The 15758-nt window shown below is 53.0% G+C and carries 13 protein-coding genes; 12 read left to right on the top strand and 1 reads right to left on the bottom strand.

Annotation, left to right across the window (positions count from 1 at the left end; translation table 11 throughout):
- Positions 1–319: 319 nt before the first annotated feature.
- Entirely contained in the window at positions 320–1060 is a 741-nt protein-coding gene (locus M0220_RS09235) for a DUF481 domain-containing protein (RefSeq protein ID WP_084180392.1), read from the bottom strand.
- 208 nt (positions 1061–1268) lie between these two features.
- Between M0220_RS09235 and M0220_RS09240 the strand changes: the two genes are divergently transcribed.
- The 12 genes from M0220_RS09240 (at position 1269) to M0220_RS09295 (ending at position 15733) form a co-directional block, all read left to right on the top strand.
- Complete coding sequence (locus M0220_RS09240) at positions 1269–2954, top strand: ATP-binding protein (RefSeq protein WP_030071071.1); 1686 nt, start codon at positions 1269–1271, stop codon at positions 2952–2954.
- A gap of 32 nt (positions 2955–2986) precedes the next feature.
- Positions 2987–3718 (top strand): response regulator, encoded by a 732-nt coding sequence (locus M0220_RS09245; protein WP_030071069.1) that lies wholly within the window; start codon positions 2987–2989, stop codon positions 3716–3718.
- Between the two features lie 168 nt (positions 3719–3886).
- A complete protein-coding gene (locus tag M0220_RS09250) occupies positions 3887–4882 on the top strand; it encodes a Bug family tripartite tricarboxylate transporter substrate binding protein (protein WP_264017444.1) in 996 nt (331 codons plus the stop codon).
- A 106-nt stretch (positions 4883–4988) separates the two neighbouring features.
- The gene (locus M0220_RS09255) at positions 4989–5471 is read left to right on the top strand and encodes a tripartite tricarboxylate transporter TctB family protein (RefSeq protein ID WP_264017446.1); all 483 of its coding nucleotides are present in this window, start codon (positions 4989–4991) and stop codon (positions 5469–5471) included.
- Positions 5472–5520: 49 nt separating this feature from the next.
- Positions 5521–7020: a tripartite tricarboxylate transporter permease gene (locus tag M0220_RS09260; RefSeq protein ID WP_030071064.1), complete on the top strand. Its 1500-nt coding sequence runs from the start codon at positions 5521–5523 to the stop codon at positions 7018–7020.
- Positions 7021–7404: 384 nt separating this feature from the next.
- Positions 7405–8757: an urea ABC transporter substrate-binding protein gene (gene urtA, locus M0220_RS09265; RefSeq protein ID WP_030071062.1), complete on the top strand. Its 1353-nt coding sequence runs from the start codon at positions 7405–7407 to the stop codon at positions 8755–8757.
- Positions 8758–8858: 101 nt separating this feature from the next.
- On the top strand, positions 8859–10472 hold the full coding sequence (gene urtB / locus M0220_RS09270) for an urea ABC transporter permease subunit UrtB (protein ID WP_030071060.1): 1614 nt from the start codon (positions 8859–8861) through the stop codon (positions 10470–10472).
- A gap of 3 nt (positions 10473–10475) precedes the next feature.
- Positions 10476–11621: an urea ABC transporter permease subunit UrtC gene (gene urtC / locus M0220_RS09275; RefSeq protein WP_264017447.1), complete on the top strand. Its 1146-nt coding sequence runs from the start codon at positions 10476–10478 to the stop codon at positions 11619–11621.
- Positions 11618–12454 (top strand): urea ABC transporter ATP-binding protein UrtD, encoded by an 837-nt coding sequence (urtD, locus tag M0220_RS09280; protein ID WP_264017448.1) that lies wholly within the window; start codon positions 11618–11620, stop codon positions 12452–12454. The genes urtC and urtD overlap by 4 nt, the downstream gene beginning before the upstream one ends.
- Positions 12454–13161 carry an urea ABC transporter ATP-binding subunit UrtE gene (urtE, locus tag M0220_RS09285; protein ID WP_264017449.1) on the top strand — a complete coding sequence of 236 codons (708 nt, stop codon included), beginning with the start codon at positions 12454–12456 and terminating at the stop codon, positions 13159–13161. Before urtD ends, urtE begins: the two co-directional genes overlap by 1 nt.
- Positions 13162–13300: 139 nt before the next feature.
- The gene (locus M0220_RS09290) at positions 13301–14668 is read left to right on the top strand and encodes a diguanylate cyclase (protein WP_264017450.1); all 1368 of its coding nucleotides are present in this window, start codon (positions 13301–13303) and stop codon (positions 14666–14668) included.
- Between the two features lie 180 nt (positions 14669–14848).
- Positions 14849–15733 carry an urease accessory protein UreD gene (locus tag M0220_RS09295; RefSeq protein ID WP_030071050.1) on the top strand — a complete coding sequence of 295 codons (885 nt, stop codon included), beginning with the start codon at positions 14849–14851 and terminating at the stop codon, positions 15731–15733.
- The last annotated feature ends 25 nt before the right edge of the window (positions 15734–15758 follow it).

Below are 15758 nucleotides of genomic sequence, written 5' to 3' on the forward strand. Positions count from 1 at the left end.
TGGGTAGTAAGGAGGCGGAGCAAAGAGCTTAACAAAACCGTGCGTGAGCAGGCTAAACGCCTCACCACGCGCATTTTTGAAACAAAAAAAAGCGCCATTCAATGAATGGCGCGAGGACAGGAAACTGGCCATAGTATAGCGTCAATTTAGACCAAGGTCTAATGATAAAAAGAAAAATGCATGGAAATGGTGCGAAAAGCGTTAGTGATGCACCATTGTGAACAGGTGAGTAATTGCCTTAATTAGTTAAAAAAAATATGCTAACTATTTGATTTTTATTGATAATAAATTAGAGTTTTGCTGAGGAAGTAATGGCGTGTCACCAGTGGTAGAGCAATGAGGCGCTGGTGGTGTTGTCGGTGCGTTCGCTGGCATCTTCAGGCGGCTGCGAGTTATGTTTGATTTCATGGGAAAGGCGCAACGAAAGCCGTGAGTTAAGCCTAGCCGTTAGTGATGTCAATGAACGTGCAGTGGTATTCTTGCGGGTATATTCCAGCGACATTTCCTGAGCAATATCAGCATAATCTGAAAACCCAAATCGATAGTCAAAAGCCGTATATGCAACGGCCAGTCGTTCATTATCGGCATCGCGTAGCCGATCATTTCGGTACCCAGGCCCCGCTTCCAACGACAGCGAATGCCGTTCACCGGTTAGCAACTGGCGGCCATAACCACCAATGGCGGAAAGCTGCTGATCGTAGCCAGCAAAACGGTCTTTTTCCCAGCGGGCAAAGCCAAACAAGTAGTGAGGCCCACTAAAGTCAAAACGCTCTCGGCCTGCCACCAAATATTGTTCTGCACTGGTTTCTCCATTTTTGCTTACATTGCGAACTTCACCGCGCAACGAATGGGTGAAATCTCCCGTTAGCCACGTCAGCCGCGTTTTGCCAATTAGCGTTTGGCTATTGGTATTGCCTGAAAGATGGGTAAAGCCAAGCTCGGCATCACCACTGAATACAGGCGTATCATCTTGTGGCGGTGGCGGAGCGTAAAATGGATAAGCGGTGGCGGACGTTGCCCACAGCGACAAGCTAGCCAAGACAAGCCGTAGTAAACTCAACACGTAACTCCTCCGTGAGTATTGGTCATTGTGAGAGGCAGGATGTTGCAGGATGATAGTTCGTCATGCACGCTTTAAACGTTGAGAGTATATCGATAAAAATAAATTCAGTGACTGCTAAATAAGTAAGCAGGCGAAAAAGTACAGTGGCTAACGCCACTTGGCGCTGCATGCCATAATGACGCTGTCGCGCCTAGTGAGTTCCTTTATGACCGCCCCACGCCCCCGTACGTTGGCTGAATTACAGCGCTGGCGCCGTACTCGCGCTAAACGCCGCTGGTATAAGCGCAGTTTTCGCTTGCAAGTTATGCTGCTGGTCGGCCTGCTGTTGGCTGGCATGCTGCTTGCTCAGGGTACCTACCTGAATCACCGTAAAGCAGAGATTATTACCCAGCAAATGGGTGAACGGGCATTGGCAGTGGCCAAGACCGTTGCGGGGATGCCGCACATTATTAATGCTTTCTCGACACCCAACCCCTCGCTGATTATTCAGCCGCTTGCTGAGCGAGTTCGCCAGGAAACCGGTGCCCGCTATGTGGTGGTCGGTAATGCCCAATCGATTCGCTACTCGCACCCAGTGCCTGAGCGTATTGGTCAGCCCATGGTGGGAGGGGATAACGATCAGGCGCTAATTTACGGTCAGTCATACGTATCGGAAGCTACTGGAACGCTAGGGACTGCCATGCGTGGTAAAACCCCTATCTGGGATGAAGAAGGCAATATCATTGGGGTGGTTTCAGTGGGCTTCATGCTAGAGCGGGTTGATATGGATGTGGCCCGCTATACCAGCTTAGGGTGGGCGCTGGTGGCGCTGATGATTTTGCTTGGTTTTGCAGGGGCGTATTGGCTATCGCAGCATCTTAAAAAGGTCATACTTGGTTTAGAGCCCTACGAAATAGCGCGCTTAGCCATGGAAAAAGAGGCGATTTTACAATCCATCCATGAAGGTATTCTAGCCGTTAACCGCGATGGCCAGATCACCTTAGTCAATCAGCAGGCGCGACGATTTCTAGGGCTACCCGATGAACAGGTCTTACTGGGTCAGCCAATTCGAGAGGTAGTGCCCAACTCGCGCTTGATTGAGGTGCTAAAGCACGGCGAGCAGGAATTTGACCAAGAAATGTGGCTGGGTGACCATCCTGTGGTGGCTAACCGTGTGCCCATTTTGCACGAAGGCGAAATTGAAGGTGCCGTTGCTACGTTTCGCAGTCGCCGTGAAATTATTGATCTTTCCCATGCACTTACCCAGGCAAGCCGTGATGTCGATATCCTGCGTGCTCAGGCCCACGAGTTTTCCAACAAACTTTACACCATTTCTGGCCTGTTGCAGCTTAACCGCGTTGACGAGGCGCTAGCGCTGATTCATCACGAAACCGAACGTGCCCAAGCGCAAATGAGCTTTTTAATGCGCCACGTGGCTGACGCGGTATTAAGCGGTACGCTGCTGGGTAAATTGACGCGAGCCAGAGAGCTGGGGGTAGCGCTGGAAATTGATGAACAGAGCTCGCTCTCCTGCCCGCTGACGGTCACTGGGCAAGAGGTCATGATGAGCGTTGTGGGCAATTTACTGGATAATGCCTGCCATGCTGCACTTAATGGCCCAAACAGTGATACCCCTAAAGTCCGGCTGTTCTTCACGGATTTGGGTGAGCAGTTGTTGATTGAGGTAGAAGATAACGGCCCAGGCGTCCCGGGTGAGCATGCACAATCAATTTTTCAAGAAGGATTTTCGACCAAAACCGGCAAGCATCGTGGTATTGGTTTAGCCTTGGTCGCGCGGTTGTGCCGTCAATATGGTGGTGAGGTGACTCTGGAAGAGAGCGAATTAGGCGGTGCGTGTTTTATTGCCGTGTTGGATCGCTCGCTTTGTGACCAAGTCACCGCGATGTCCTAATCATAATAACGATGCCAGTAAGAGGAATAACTATGTCTACGGCGCAATACGGTATTTTGGTCGTCGAAGACGATTTTCGCATTGCCGATATTCATAAGGTTTTTATTGAGCAGAGCGACGGTTTTTATGTGGTGGGGATGGCACGCAACGGCAGCGAAGCAAAAGCGCTGATGGCCGAGCATGCCGATGCTATCCAACTGATTTTATTGGATGCGTATTTGCCTGATGTGGAAGGTTTGGAACTGTTATGGGCGATTCGCCGCGACTATGTGCATGTGGATATCGTCATGGTAACCGCCGCCCGCGAGGTGGAAACTATCAGCGAAGCGTTGCGTGGTGGTGTATTTGATTATTTGATTAAACCGATTGAAGCGACGCGTATGACGCAAATGCTGACGCGTTTTCGTCGCGAGCGAGAGGCATTGGCGAATAGGGCTGAAATGAGTCAAGACGAGCTGGACCAGGTGCTCGCACGGCTGCAGCCAGGCGAGCCTCAGCGGCTAGCAGCGCAGACGTTGCCTAAGGGCATAGATCGCTTAACGCTGCGTCGTGTGGTGGACTCTCTGGCAGCCGAACAGGATTCCCAAACGGCGATGCAGGTAGCGCAGGCAATGGGTGCAAGTCGCTCAACAGCGCGGCGTTACTTGGAGTTCTTAGTGGCTGAGCAGGCGGTTAACGCCGAAATTGGCTATGGGGATGTTGGCCGTCCCGAACGGCGTTATCGGCTGCTGGAGTCTTCCTCAACCTGGCTGGAATCACTGTAAACGTGCCGTGATAAGCAGGCGGTGAACAAAATGAACAAAACGCACAAAAAGCACATTTTGTTATTAATCATCATAAGCTTGTTGTAGTAGAGGACAGTCTTTTAACGTTCATTGCGTAACCACACAAATATACGTTCGTAACAAAACAAACACCTGTGGAGAACGCCCATGAACACGCTTCCTCTTAAGCGCTTTGCCGTGCTTGCTTTACCCATGGCTGTCCTCGCCATGACGACGTCTGCCAATGCCCAAGAGTGGACCCCTAGCCGTTCGATCGAATTTGTTGCCCCTGCTAACCCCGGTGGCGGTTGGGATACGCTTGTGCGCACCATGTCCCGCGTTATTCAACAAGAAGCGTTGGCCGACGAAAGCTTTGCAGCCATTAACGTGCCTGGCGGCGGCGGTGCAGTAGCTTGGGCTCAAGTAGCTCGTGACAGCGGCAATCCGCATAAACTTTTTGCTACCAGTCCGCCGATGATTTTAGTACCCCTGGCAGGCGCCTCGCGTTACGACCACACCGATTTCACCCCGATAGCGCGTATTAATACCGACTATTCAATCATTTTGGTGGCGGCAGATTCTGAGTACCAAACTCTGGATGACCTTTTCACGGCGCTGAAAGAGAACCCTAGTCTTAGCGTGGGGGGTGGTAGCGCACCGGGTTCCATGGACCACATTTCGGTGGCTGGCCTTGCTTCTGCAGCGGGTATGGAAGCCTCCGCGGTCAATTACATCCCCTTCTCGGGTGGTGGTGATGCTATGACCAACCTAATGGGCGGCCATATTGAGGCGGTGATTGGCGGTGCTGGTGAAGCAGTAGGTCAGCTAGGCGAAGGTAGCCAGCTGCGCGCCTTGGGCGTTTCTTCTGAAGAACGTTTGGGTGGCGGTCTAGCCGAAGTTCCTACCTACCAAGAACAGGGTTTTGACTACACCTTCGACATTTGGCGTGGCGTAATGGGTGCGCCGGAAATGCCTGACGAAGCGGTTGAATATTACGAGACGCTCTTCGCCGAGATGCTCGAAACTGAGGCATGGCGCGAAGCAAGCGACCAGCTTGGCTGGATTGATGCCTACCAGGATAGTGACGCCTTCGCTACTTTCCTGGATGAGCAACAAGAGCAGTTCAGCAGTGTGTTGACCGACCTGGGGCTAATGCGCCAGTAAGCGCTCGTCCCAAAGGCTCCCCCGGTGGCAGCTTGCCACCGGGATCATCCGTCTGAAACCGCAAGGGTCTTGCTATTTAGCAATGACATCTTCGGAGAGCTTTCCCATGACTCGATTCAATATCAACCAATGGCTAGCGCTTGTGTTGGCGTTAGTGGCGGCTGCCTATCTGGCAATGGCCTGGCAAATTCCAAACTTTCCGCTGCCCCGCCCAGTGGATTCTGATCTGTTTCCAAAAGTGTTAGGTGTTTCCCTGCTATTGCTGTCGGCGTGCTTATTTTTTGAGCGTCCTGGTCCTATTGCGGGTGTCGATCAGATTGATCAAACCGAAACCCAGGGGCCGTTGTTGCTTACGCCTTGGGCGCGGGTGATTGTCACCGCCATCGCTATCGCAGCGTATGCGTTATTACTCGTGCCGCTGGGCTTTGTGCTGGCTTCGACGCTGCTGTGCGTTGGCCTAACCGCTTACTACGGCTACCGCCGCCATGGGGTCAATCTGGCAACATCGCTTGGGGTGGTGCTGGCGCTGTATCTGACCATGACGCGGGTAATGGATGTTTACCTACCCACTGGCGTGCTGCCGTTTTAACCAAGCCGCGCTTGCCCACTGTTAGCGGGTTTAAAAGAGAGACACTCCCATGGATGCCTTTAACAATCTAATGTATGGCTTTGGCATCGCGCTTGAGCCTATCAATATCGCTTACGTCTTTGCCGGCGTTTTTGCTGGCACTATTATCGGCATGTTGCCCGGCCTTGGGCCGATTAGCGCGCTGGCGCTGATGATTCCAATTACCTTCGCTATGGAGCCTTCTTCAGGACTGATTTTGATGGCCGGGGTGTATTACGGTGCTATTTTTGGCGGCTCCACCTCGTCTATTTTGCTTAATGCCCCTGGTGTAGCAGGAACGGTAGCCACCTCGTTTGACGGCTATCCGATGGCCAAACAAGGGTTGGCAGGTAAGGCGCTGGCGATTGCCGCTTACTCCTCCTTCGTTGGCGGTACCATCTCGGTTGTTTTCTTGATGTTGATTGCGCCACTGCTCTCCAAAGTGGCGGTGAGCTTTGGCCCTGCTGAATACTTCGCACTGATGGTACTGGGGCTAACGGCGGTTGTGTCGTTATCCGATAAGTCGCTGGTCAAAGGGTTAATTGCGGCTGTGATTGGGGTAATGATCTCGATCATCGGGATTGATATGCAAACCGGCACCGAGCGCTTTACCTTTGGCTCTATTCACCTGCTCGACGGAGTCGACTTTCTTGTCGTCGCGCTGGGTATCTTCGCGTTAGCCGAAGTGTTTTACATGCTACTGCGCGGTGGCGGTGGTAAAGAAGCGCCGCGTAATGCCATTGGTTCGTTGAAGTTGACCCGCAGTGAAGTGAAGCAGATTGCCGGGCCGGTTAGCCGCAGTTCAGTCTTGGGCTTCTTCACCGGTGTTCTACCGGGCGCAGGTGCGACCATCGGCTCATTTCTGGGTTACAGCATGGAAAAACGCATTGCCAAAGACGGCGATACGTTTGGTAAAGGCAACATCAAAGGCGTTGCTGCCCCGGAAGCGGCGAATAATGCGGCGTGTACCGGTTCGTTTGTACCGCTGTTAACCTTGGGTGTGCCGGGTTCAGGCACCACCGCTGTACTGCTTGGCGCACTGCTGGTGATGGGGGTTAATCCTGGCCCGATGATGCTCGAACAGCGCCCGGATGTGTTCTGGGGCGTGGTCGCCAGTATGTACATTGGCAATATCTTCTTGCTGGTGCTTAACCTACCGTTGATTCCGTTGATCGCCAAAATTCTCGATCTGCCCAAGCCGTTGCTGCTGTCACTGATTTTGATCTTCTGCATGATCGGTGTTTACGGCATGAGCTTCAGCGTATTCGACTTATTGCTGCTGCTTGGTTTTGGCTTGGTTGGCCTAGGGATGCGCTTGTTCGGTTTCCCCGCTGCGCCGCTGATTCTGGCACTAATTTTAGGCAACATCATGGAAGAGTCCATGCGTCGCGCGTTACAGATCTCCGGTGGTGATTGGATGACCTTTATCGACAAGCCGATTTCCCTATCGTTGCTGGTTATCGCTGTGCTGTCGCTTGGTTTGCCACTGCTGAAAAAGCGCCGCACTAAGCGTTTGAATACCGCTGAATAGAACACCGACATGCGTGTAAAGCGCCCTAGGGTTTCCTAGGGCGCTTTTTTTATGAAAAAAATGGGTGAAATAAATAGGCGCGTGAGATGGAAGGCGCTCTATTGGTGCGAGGTGCCGTTGTGGTGCATAAACAGCGTGCATTTTTTGAATATTGGCGCGCCACGATAGTGCGATGCCTGTAGATTGGGCTGCTTTTTTTAAAGCTAACCGTTTGATTTTATTTTTTTTAATGTTTCTTTTTGTAGTGTGGCGCAAACCTTGCAAAAGCTAGGAGCTAGTGGATGCACCAAGCCCCGTAATGGCCGTACCCACGTTACATAACGGGAGTCCTTGGCCGCGAAGCTCAAATAACGAGCCCCGCCATAGGGGCGCAAGGAGGTTCAAGTGACCACATTGCAGCGCAAGACACACCCTCGTATCGTTGGCCGTTTCGCCACTGCCTTAATTGCCGCCGCTGTTATGGGTGCCAGTGCCCAGGCTATCGCTCAAGATGACGATCCGATCAAGGTCGGTATTCTCCACTCGCTTTCAGGCACCATGGCGATTAGTGAGTCAGCTCTGAAAGATACCGTTGAAATGCTCATTGAGCAGCAGAATGAAGCGGGTGGCCTCCTTGGACGCCAGCTTGAAGCGGTTGTTGTTGATCCAGCCTCTAACTGGCCGCTATTTGCTGAACGCGCTAGAGAGCTTCTAGCGCAAGAAGAGGTCGACGTCATCTTTGGTAACTGGACTTCCGTTTCCCGTAAGGCGGTACTGCCGGTAGTGGAAGAACTTAACGGCCTGCTGTTCTACCCGGTGCAGTATGAAGGTGAAGAGTCCTCTGAAAACGTCTTCTATACCGGTGCTGCGCCAAACCAACAGGCCATTCCTGCGGTGGAATACCTGATCAATCAAGTGGGCATTGAACGTTTTGCACTGATAGGTACCGACTACGTTTATCCACGTACCACCAACCGTATTTTAGAAGCGTTCTTGAAAGATGAGCATGGTGTGTCTGAAGAAGACATCATGGTCAACTACACGCCGTTTGGCCACTCCGATTGGCAGAACATCGTGGCGGAACTGCGCCGCTTCGGTGAAGAGGGCAAACCAACAGCGGTGATCTCAACCATTAACGGTGATGCCAACGTTCCGTTCTATCGCGAACTTGCCAACCAAGGCATTGATGCCGCTGATATTCCGGTCATTGCCTTCTCGGTGGGTGAGCAGGAGCTTTCCGGTATCGATACGGCCCCGCTGGTCGGCCACTTAGCGGCGTGGAACTACTTTATGAGTGTGGATACCGACGCTAACTATGACTTTATCGACGCATGGATTGAATACACCGGCGACGAAGAAGCGGTCACCAATGACCCCATGGAAGCGCACTACATTGGTTTCAACATGTGGGCCGAAGCGGTGCGTAAAGCAGGAACTACCGACGTGGATGCGGTGAAAGACGCGATTATCGGCGTCACCGTACCTAACCTGTCCGGCGGCTATGCGGCGATGATGCCCAACCATCACATCACCAAGCCAGTACTGATTGGTGAAGTTCAAGACAACGGCCAGTTCGATATCGTCTGGCAAACGCCTTCTACGGTGGCGGGCGATGCGTGGTCTGACTACTTACCTGGCTCTCGTGATTTGATTGCCGATTGGCGCAAACCCATGGAGTGCGGCAACTTCAACGTGGTGAACGGCTCGTGTGGTGGTAGCACCGCAGCAGAAGAAGCCGAAGCGGCCCTCGCTGAGTAAAAGAAGATCCCTCGCTGCTTGGCTAAACGTTGAGTGGTGGGGGAGCACGCTACCTCCCTTTTTTAGATCACTGTTTCTAATATAACCAAAGGAAGAACCCCATGAGGCGTTTCCTTTCCTTCGGGTTGCTGTGCCTGCTGTTGTTAAGCATCACAGTCACCGCCCAGGCACAAACAAGCGCTGTTGTTGATGCTGACGATGCCGCTGCGCTTGAGCTACTTGAAGCGCTGGATGTACGCTCCTTTCCTGCAAAAGGTGAGGCGATTACCGCAATTGTACAAAGCGACGACGAACGCGCTCGTGACTGGCTGCAGGCGTTGCTAGATGGCCGCTTACAGCGCACTGACGACGGTCGTTTTGTTGTGGTGCTCGATAACCGTGGCCGCGACTGGCCGGTGGCCGATGCGTTAACTAACGAGCCGCTTGGCGAGATGTCTCGTCGCGATCTGGATCGTATCGGAATTAATAACAATTTGCGCAACCAGCTACGCAGCGCTATTGCCGTGGTTGATCTGTATTCACCCGATGTAGAGCGCCGCCGCACTTCCGCTGACCGCTTACTTGGTGAAGTAGACGGCGAACTGGCCGAAGCGCTAGCGCCACTGATTGCTGAAGCTGATGATGAGTACGTGCGTACTCGCTTAACTCAAGCAGTGGCAATTTATCGTACCGAACAGGGAGAGATGGCCGGTATAGACGCGCTTACGGGTAGCCTTCACCCACGCGCCCGCGTGGCGCTAAGTCGCGCAGCGAATAGTGACGATCCGGTGATAGCCAACGCCGCTGCTGGGGCGTTGGCAGGTATCGAACAGCAGCTGAAAATTAATCGTGGTCTGGAAACGCTCTATTTCGGTCTTTCGCTTGGCTCGGTACTGGTGTTAGCAGCGATTGGCCTGGCCATTACCTTTGGTGTGATGGGGGTCATTAATATGGCCCACGGCGAGCTGATCATGCTGGGCGCTTATACCACTTGGATGATGCAGCAACTGTTGCCCGGCCAGCCTGGATTGGCGCTAATTCTATCGATTCCTGCAGGCTTTTTAGTGGCCGCGCTTGTGGGCATTGCCATTGAGCGGGGTGTCATTCAATTCCTGAAGGGGCGCCCGTTGGAAACGTTGCTGGCGACGTTCGGTATTAGCCTGATTTTACAGCAGCTGGTGCGAACGGTGATTTCACCGCTAAACCGTACGGTCATAACGCCAGAGTGGATGAGCGGCTCCTTAGTGATTAACGATGCACTGTCGCTGACCCTTAACCGTATGTTTGTACTCGGGTTTGCACTAGTGGTGTTTGCCGCGCTGATGTTGATTATGCGCCGCACGCGCCTAGGGCTTGAAGTGCGCGCGGTGACCCAAAATCGTGCCATGGCACGCTCTATGGGTATCCGTGCCACCCGGGTCGATATTATGACCTTCGCGTTAGGGTCTGGCGTCGCAGGCTTGGCAGGCGTTGCGTTATCACAGCTGACCAATGTCGGCCCCAACCTGGGCCAGAACTACATTATTGATTCCTTCATGGTCGTCGTTTTCGGTGGCGTGGGTAATCTTTGGGGCACCTTGGTGGCGGGGCTTTCCCTGGGCATTATTAACCAAGTGCTGGAGCCCTGGGCAGGTGCGGTGCTGGCCAAGATTATTGTCCTGGTGTTCATCATTCTGTTTATTCAAAAACGCCCGCGTGGACTCTTCCCGCAGAAGGGCCGGGCTGCGGAGGGCTAACCTATGATGACGCAATCATCTTCAAGCCAGTTTTGGCTAACTCGCCCGTTTAGTGAGCGAGCCACGCAGATCTTTCTTGGCGTGCTGTTTGCCGCCCTGTTGATCGTGACAGTACTGCATCTCGCAGTACCTCAAGGTCACCCGCTACATGTCAATGCTTACACCGTGAACCTGTTCGGCAAGTACTTAAGCTATGCGCTACTGGCAGTGGCGGTGGATTTGGTATGGGGCTATTTAGGCATTCTGAGCCTGGGTCACGGGGCGTTTTTTGCCATTGGCGGTTATGCCATGGGCATGTACCTGATGCGCCAGATCGGTGACCGCGGTACATATGGCGACCCGGTACTACCGGATTTTATGGTGTTTCTCAGTTGGGACAGCCTGCCGTGGTACTGGCTTGGCTTTGATATGGCCTGGTTTGCGTTTGCTATGGTGCTGTTAGCCCCTGGGTTATTGGCCTTGGTATTCGGTTTTTTGGCCTTTCGATCGCGGGTCACTGGGGTGTATCTATCGATTATTACCCAGGCGCTGACCTTTGCCCTGATGCTGGCGTTCTTCCGCAATGAGATGGGCTTTGGTGGCAACAACGGTTTAACCGATTTTCGCGAGCTGCTGGGCTTCAACCTCCGCAGCAACGACACTCGCTTAGGTCTATTTATTGCCACCGGCGTTGCATTGGCACTGGGTTATATCCTGTGCCGAGCGATTGTTACCAGTAAATTAGGCCGGGTGTGTGTGGCAACCCGTGACGCCGAAGCCCGCACGCGGTTTATTGGCTATCGGGTCGAACGCTTCCAGCTATTTGTATTCGTAGTTTCCGCCATGCTGGCAGGCTTGGCTGGCGCGCTTTATGTTCCTCAGGTAGGGATTATCAACCCCAGTGAGTTCTCGCCGATTTTCTCGATTGAAATTGTGCTGTGGGTGGCACTGGGTGGCCGTGCCACGCTTTATGGGGCGGTTATCGGTGCGATCTTAGTCAACTATGCCAAAACGATTTTTACGGGTGTAATGCCTGATGCGTGGCTGTTTGCCCTAGGCGCGCTGTTTGTCTTGGTCACCGTGTTTCTACCTAAAGGCGTGGCGGGGTTGTTGCTCCACCTAAAACGCCGCAAAAAATCCGAGACCTTGCCGAAGGAGGCTACCGCATGAGCTTGCTGCAATCGCTAACCACGCGGGATCGGGTGTTTGATTTTATGGCCCCTCAGGCCTCACCGGTAGATGTGCGTCATGGCCCGATTCTGTATATGGAAGATGTCTCGGTGAGTTTCGATGGCTTCAAGGCAATCAACAACTTAAACCTGACCATTGATGATGGTGAACTGCGTTGCATTATCGGCCCTAACGGGGCCGGTAAAACGACCATGATGGACATCATTACTGGCAAAACGCGCCCCAACGAAGGCAGTGTGTGGTTTGGTAGCCGTCATAATCTACTGCAAATGAATGAACCGGATATCGCCAGCTTGGGGATTGGTCGTAAGTTCCAAAAGCCCACGGTATTTGAAGCGCTGAGCGTGTTTGAAAACCTGGAGTTGGCGATGGCCGCCGACAAGCGTATTTTCCCCACGCTGACTGCCCGCATGACTGGTGAAATTAAAGACCGTATCAATGAGGTACTTGAAACGATTGGCCTGACCGAGCTGCGCTACCAGCCAGCAGGGATTCTTTCCCACGGCCAAAAGCAGTGGCTGGAAATTGGCATGCTGTTAATGCAGCGCCCGCGCCTGCTGCTGGTAGATGAACCCGTGGCCGGGATGACGGAACAGGAGATGGAGCGTACCGCAGAGTTGCTGACGGGCCTTGCGGGTAAGCAGTCGGTGGTCGTGGTAGAGCATGATATGGGCTTTGTACGTTCTATTGCCCGTAAAGTGACCGTGTTGCACCAAGGCAGCGTACTGGCAGAGGGCAGTATGGATCAGGTTTCAAGCGACCCCAACGTGGTTGAGGTGTATTTGGGCGCGGACGACGAGGAGGTTGCCTGATGCTGGCAATTGAAAAGCTCAACCAGTTTTACGGGGAAAGCCACACCTTGTGGGATTTAGACCTCGACGTGCCTACCGGCCAGTGTACCTGTGTGATGGGCCGCAACGGGGTGGGTAAGACCACCTTGATGAAAGCTATTATGGGTGAAGTAGCCGTAAAAAGCGGTCAACTACGCTATCAGGGAGAGGGCAGCGACATTGAGCTGACCAAAAAAGCCATTGAAGCTCGCTCCCGCCTGGGAATTGGTTTTGTGCCTCAGGGGCGGCAGATTTTTCCGCTGCTCACGGTGGAAGAGAATTTACGCACCGGCCTTGCAGCGCGCAGTGATGGGCTAAAAAAAATCCCTGAGCGTATCTATGAACTGTTTCCTGTTCTAAAAGAGATGAAGCATCGCCGTGGTGGTGACTTATCAGGCGGGCAACAGCAGCAGCTAGCCATTGGTCGTGCGCTGGTCATCGAGCCCAAGCTGCTGATTTTAGATGAGCCAGGGGAAGGTATTCAGCCCAATATTGTGGCGCAAATCGGTCAGGTCATTCGCCAACTGATCAAGGAAGATGGTTTAACGGTACTTCTGGTGGAGCAGAAGCTGCCTTTTGCCCGCAAATATGCCGACCGCTTTGTGATTATGGATCGTGGCCGACCGGTCGCTAAAGGCGATATCTCAGAGCTTTCCAATGAACTGATAAAGCAGCATTTGACCGTTTAAGTTATCCACAGCCTGTTGCTCGCCCTTTAATTAACTTAAAGCGGCGAGCTTATTATTAAAAACTCTGAGCTGTGTGCGTATTGGCACTATTATTTTGCGTGTAATATGGCTTGTTTTCGTAATAATAATTGGGTGCGCAATGCGCTATAAAGATAAACATCAGCTCGCCGCCGAATGGCAAGAACTGTTAGAGCGTACGCCATTATCGCTACGCCAAGCAGTGAAAATACTGGTCGAGCGCTACTGTGATTACTTTGCAGATCATTTCTACAGCGTCATGCTAGAAGATCCGCACGCGTCGCTTTTTCTTTCCAATGATCAAGTACACGAGCGCTTAAACCCCTCTATGCGGCGCTGGCTAAACGCTATGTTTGCTGTTGAGCACGTCGATTTTCATGCTCTGGTAGAACAACAAGAAAAAGTGGGACAAGTGCATGCCCGTGTCGATATCCCCGTTAACTTAGTGCTTAACGGAGCAAGGCAGCTAAAGCAGGCGTTTTACCAAAAAATTAACGCCACGCTCACCGCGCCGCTGTCGCCAGGCGATGCGTCTGTTTACGTCTCGGATCATATTGATATGGCCATGGAAATCATGAGCCACGCCTACTCCGTCGCCAATGATCGCAATGCGCGCACCGAAGAAGCGTACAAGCTGTTTTCCCTTACCCAGAATATTGGAGACGAACGCGAGCGGCAGCGCTCGGCGTTATTAAACTGGGAAAATGCGCTGATGTTTGCTGTTGCCGCGCAACAGGAAACCGCAATGCTACCCAAGCTTTCCAAATCAGAGTTTGGCCTGTGGTATTTTCACAAAGCCTGCCATGCCTTTGAAGGCTCGCCAGAAATCGCCACGATTTCGCGCCATATTCGCCAAGTAGATCATGAGTGGCTGGCTGCACTTGATCAGAATGACATGGGCCAACGGCTCACAGCCCTAAGTGATATTCGCGATGCAGCACGCACTATTCTTATGCTGCTAGACGACGTGCTAGAGCGCGCTTCAGGGCTAGAAGCAGGACGCGACAGCCTGACGCGACTGTTGAATCGTAAGTTTCTTTCAGTGGTGCTGGGACGGGAAATTGAAATTGCCCGCCATTCGGAAAAACGCTTTGCCCTGCTGATGGTAGATATTGACCACTTTAAGTCGATTAACGATACCCATGGCCATGACGCCGGCGACAATGTATTGCAGCAGGTAGCGAGTATTCTCGATCGTTCTACTCGTGGCGGTGATTATGTTTTTCGTATGGGCGGCGAAGAGTTTTTGATTGTATTGGTGGATACCGACCAGGATGGCAGCCGACTATTTGCCGAGCGTCTACGACGGGCAGTCGCTAAAGAACCTATGCTAGCCACCGCCGATACGCTGCTTAATGTGACCGTCAGCGTTGGCGTAACACTCCACGATGGCCACCCTGATTATCAGCGAGCTATTCAGCGCGCTGACCAAGCGCTTTACCAAGCAAAGCGCGGTGGACGTGATCGGGTAGTGGTTAAAAACGCGTAGATGATCCATTTCGGTGCGACTGGCCTTTTTTTGATACTTTTTGGTGCGCAATAGGCATCGTTAGATTGCCTATTTTCACCTTATACGGGCGCTTTAGCAGCGTATTCACATTTTTCACCATTTTGGCGCATTCCTTGCATTTGAAAATGAAATGCTTATTAACAGGAAGTAAATGCGCCCATGATGCTGTGTGAACTCGCGACACCTGCTGCTGGCTCAGGTCACCGCTTTGACGAAGAGCGCCTCTGGGCGGCATCGCTGGCGCTGCGTTTTGCTAACCGCAATGGCATCACTCGGTTGGTGCAGGCGCGCCACCAAGGGCCACTGAGAGTGCAACGCCCGTTTTACCCCGAAGGCAGCACAGAGGCCTGCCATGTCTATGTGCTGCACCCGCCTGGTGGCTTGGTCAGTGGTGACGCACTGACGATCCGTGCCCACATCGAGCGTGACGCACATGCGCTGCTCACCACGCCTGCAGCCAACAAACTATATAAAGCTGATAGCCAAGGCGTCGCCTGGAACCAAGATACCGAACTGAACGTGGAAGATGGCGGCATCCTTGAGTGGCTTCCTCAAGAAACGATCGCCTTTGATGGCTCCAAAGGTACTCAGCGAACGCACATTGCGTTGCATGGCAGCGCCCGCTGCCTGGGCTGGGAGATCATGGCGTTGGGCCGCCCCGCCAGTGAACTTCCCTATGTAACCGGCCGTATTGAACAGCACTTTCGTTTAACCCTGGACGGCAAACCGCTGTGGCTTGAACGCCAGCCCTTAGACCCTGCTCATCCGCGTTTTAACGGGCGCTGGGGGCAGGGGGGCGCCACGGTGCAAGCCACGCTGTGGGCAGTTGGCTTAGAAGATGCCGGTGCCGCAATTGATGAACTACGCGAAGCGCTGCCGGACAACCCGCGTTGGGCGGTCACCGTTCGCCAGGGCGTACTGTTATTACGTTACCTAGGAAACTCCCGGAATGAAGCTTGGGCGCTGTGTGAACAGGCTTGGCACTTATTACGCCCGCGCTGGATCTCACGTGCCGCCCACACGCCGCGCATTTGGTTAACCTAATTTGATGCACCGCTGGAGACATACG

Origin of the sequence: Halomonas qinghailakensis (assembly GCF_025820815.1) — a bacterium.
Taxonomy (GTDB): domain Bacteria; phylum Pseudomonadota; class Gammaproteobacteria; order Pseudomonadales; family Halomonadaceae; genus Vreelandella; species Vreelandella qaidamensis.

What these genes read in the sequence shown, in the direction of transcription:
- M0220_RS09240 (WP_030071071.1), top strand. Translation starts at nt 1,269, where the DNA reads ATGACCGCCCCACGCCCCCGTACGTTGGCTGAATTACAGCGCTGGCGC.
- M0220_RS09245 (WP_030071069.1), top strand. Translation starts at nt 2,987, where the DNA reads ATGTCTACGGCGCAATACGGTATTTTGGTCGTCGAAGACGATTTTCGC.
- M0220_RS09250 (WP_264017444.1), top strand. Translation starts at nt 3,887, where the DNA reads ATGAACACGCTTCCTCTTAAGCGCTTTGCCGTGCTTGCTTTACCCATG.
- M0220_RS09255 (WP_264017446.1), top strand. Translation starts at nt 4,989, where the DNA reads ATGACTCGATTCAATATCAACCAATGGCTAGCGCTTGTGTTGGCGTTA.
- M0220_RS09260 (WP_030071064.1), top strand. Translation starts at nt 5,521, where the DNA reads ATGGATGCCTTTAACAATCTAATGTATGGCTTTGGCATCGCGCTTGAG.
- urtB (WP_030071060.1), top strand. Translation starts at nt 8,859, where the DNA reads ATGAGGCGTTTCCTTTCCTTCGGGTTGCTGTGCCTGCTGTTGTTAAGC.
- urtC (WP_264017447.1), top strand. Translation starts at nt 10,476, where the DNA reads ATGATGACGCAATCATCTTCAAGCCAGTTTTGGCTAACTCGCCCGTTT.
- urtD (WP_264017448.1), top strand. Translation starts at nt 11,618, where the DNA reads ATGAGCTTGCTGCAATCGCTAACCACGCGGGATCGGGTGTTTGATTTT.
- urtE (WP_264017449.1), top strand. Translation starts at nt 12,454, where the DNA reads ATGCTGGCAATTGAAAAGCTCAACCAGTTTTACGGGGAAAGCCACACC.
- M0220_RS09290 (WP_264017450.1), top strand. Translation starts at nt 13,301, where the DNA reads ATGCGCTATAAAGATAAACATCAGCTCGCCGCCGAATGGCAAGAACTG.
- M0220_RS09295 (WP_030071050.1), top strand. Translation starts at nt 14,849, where the DNA reads ATGATGCTGTGTGAACTCGCGACACCTGCTGCTGGCTCAGGTCACCGC.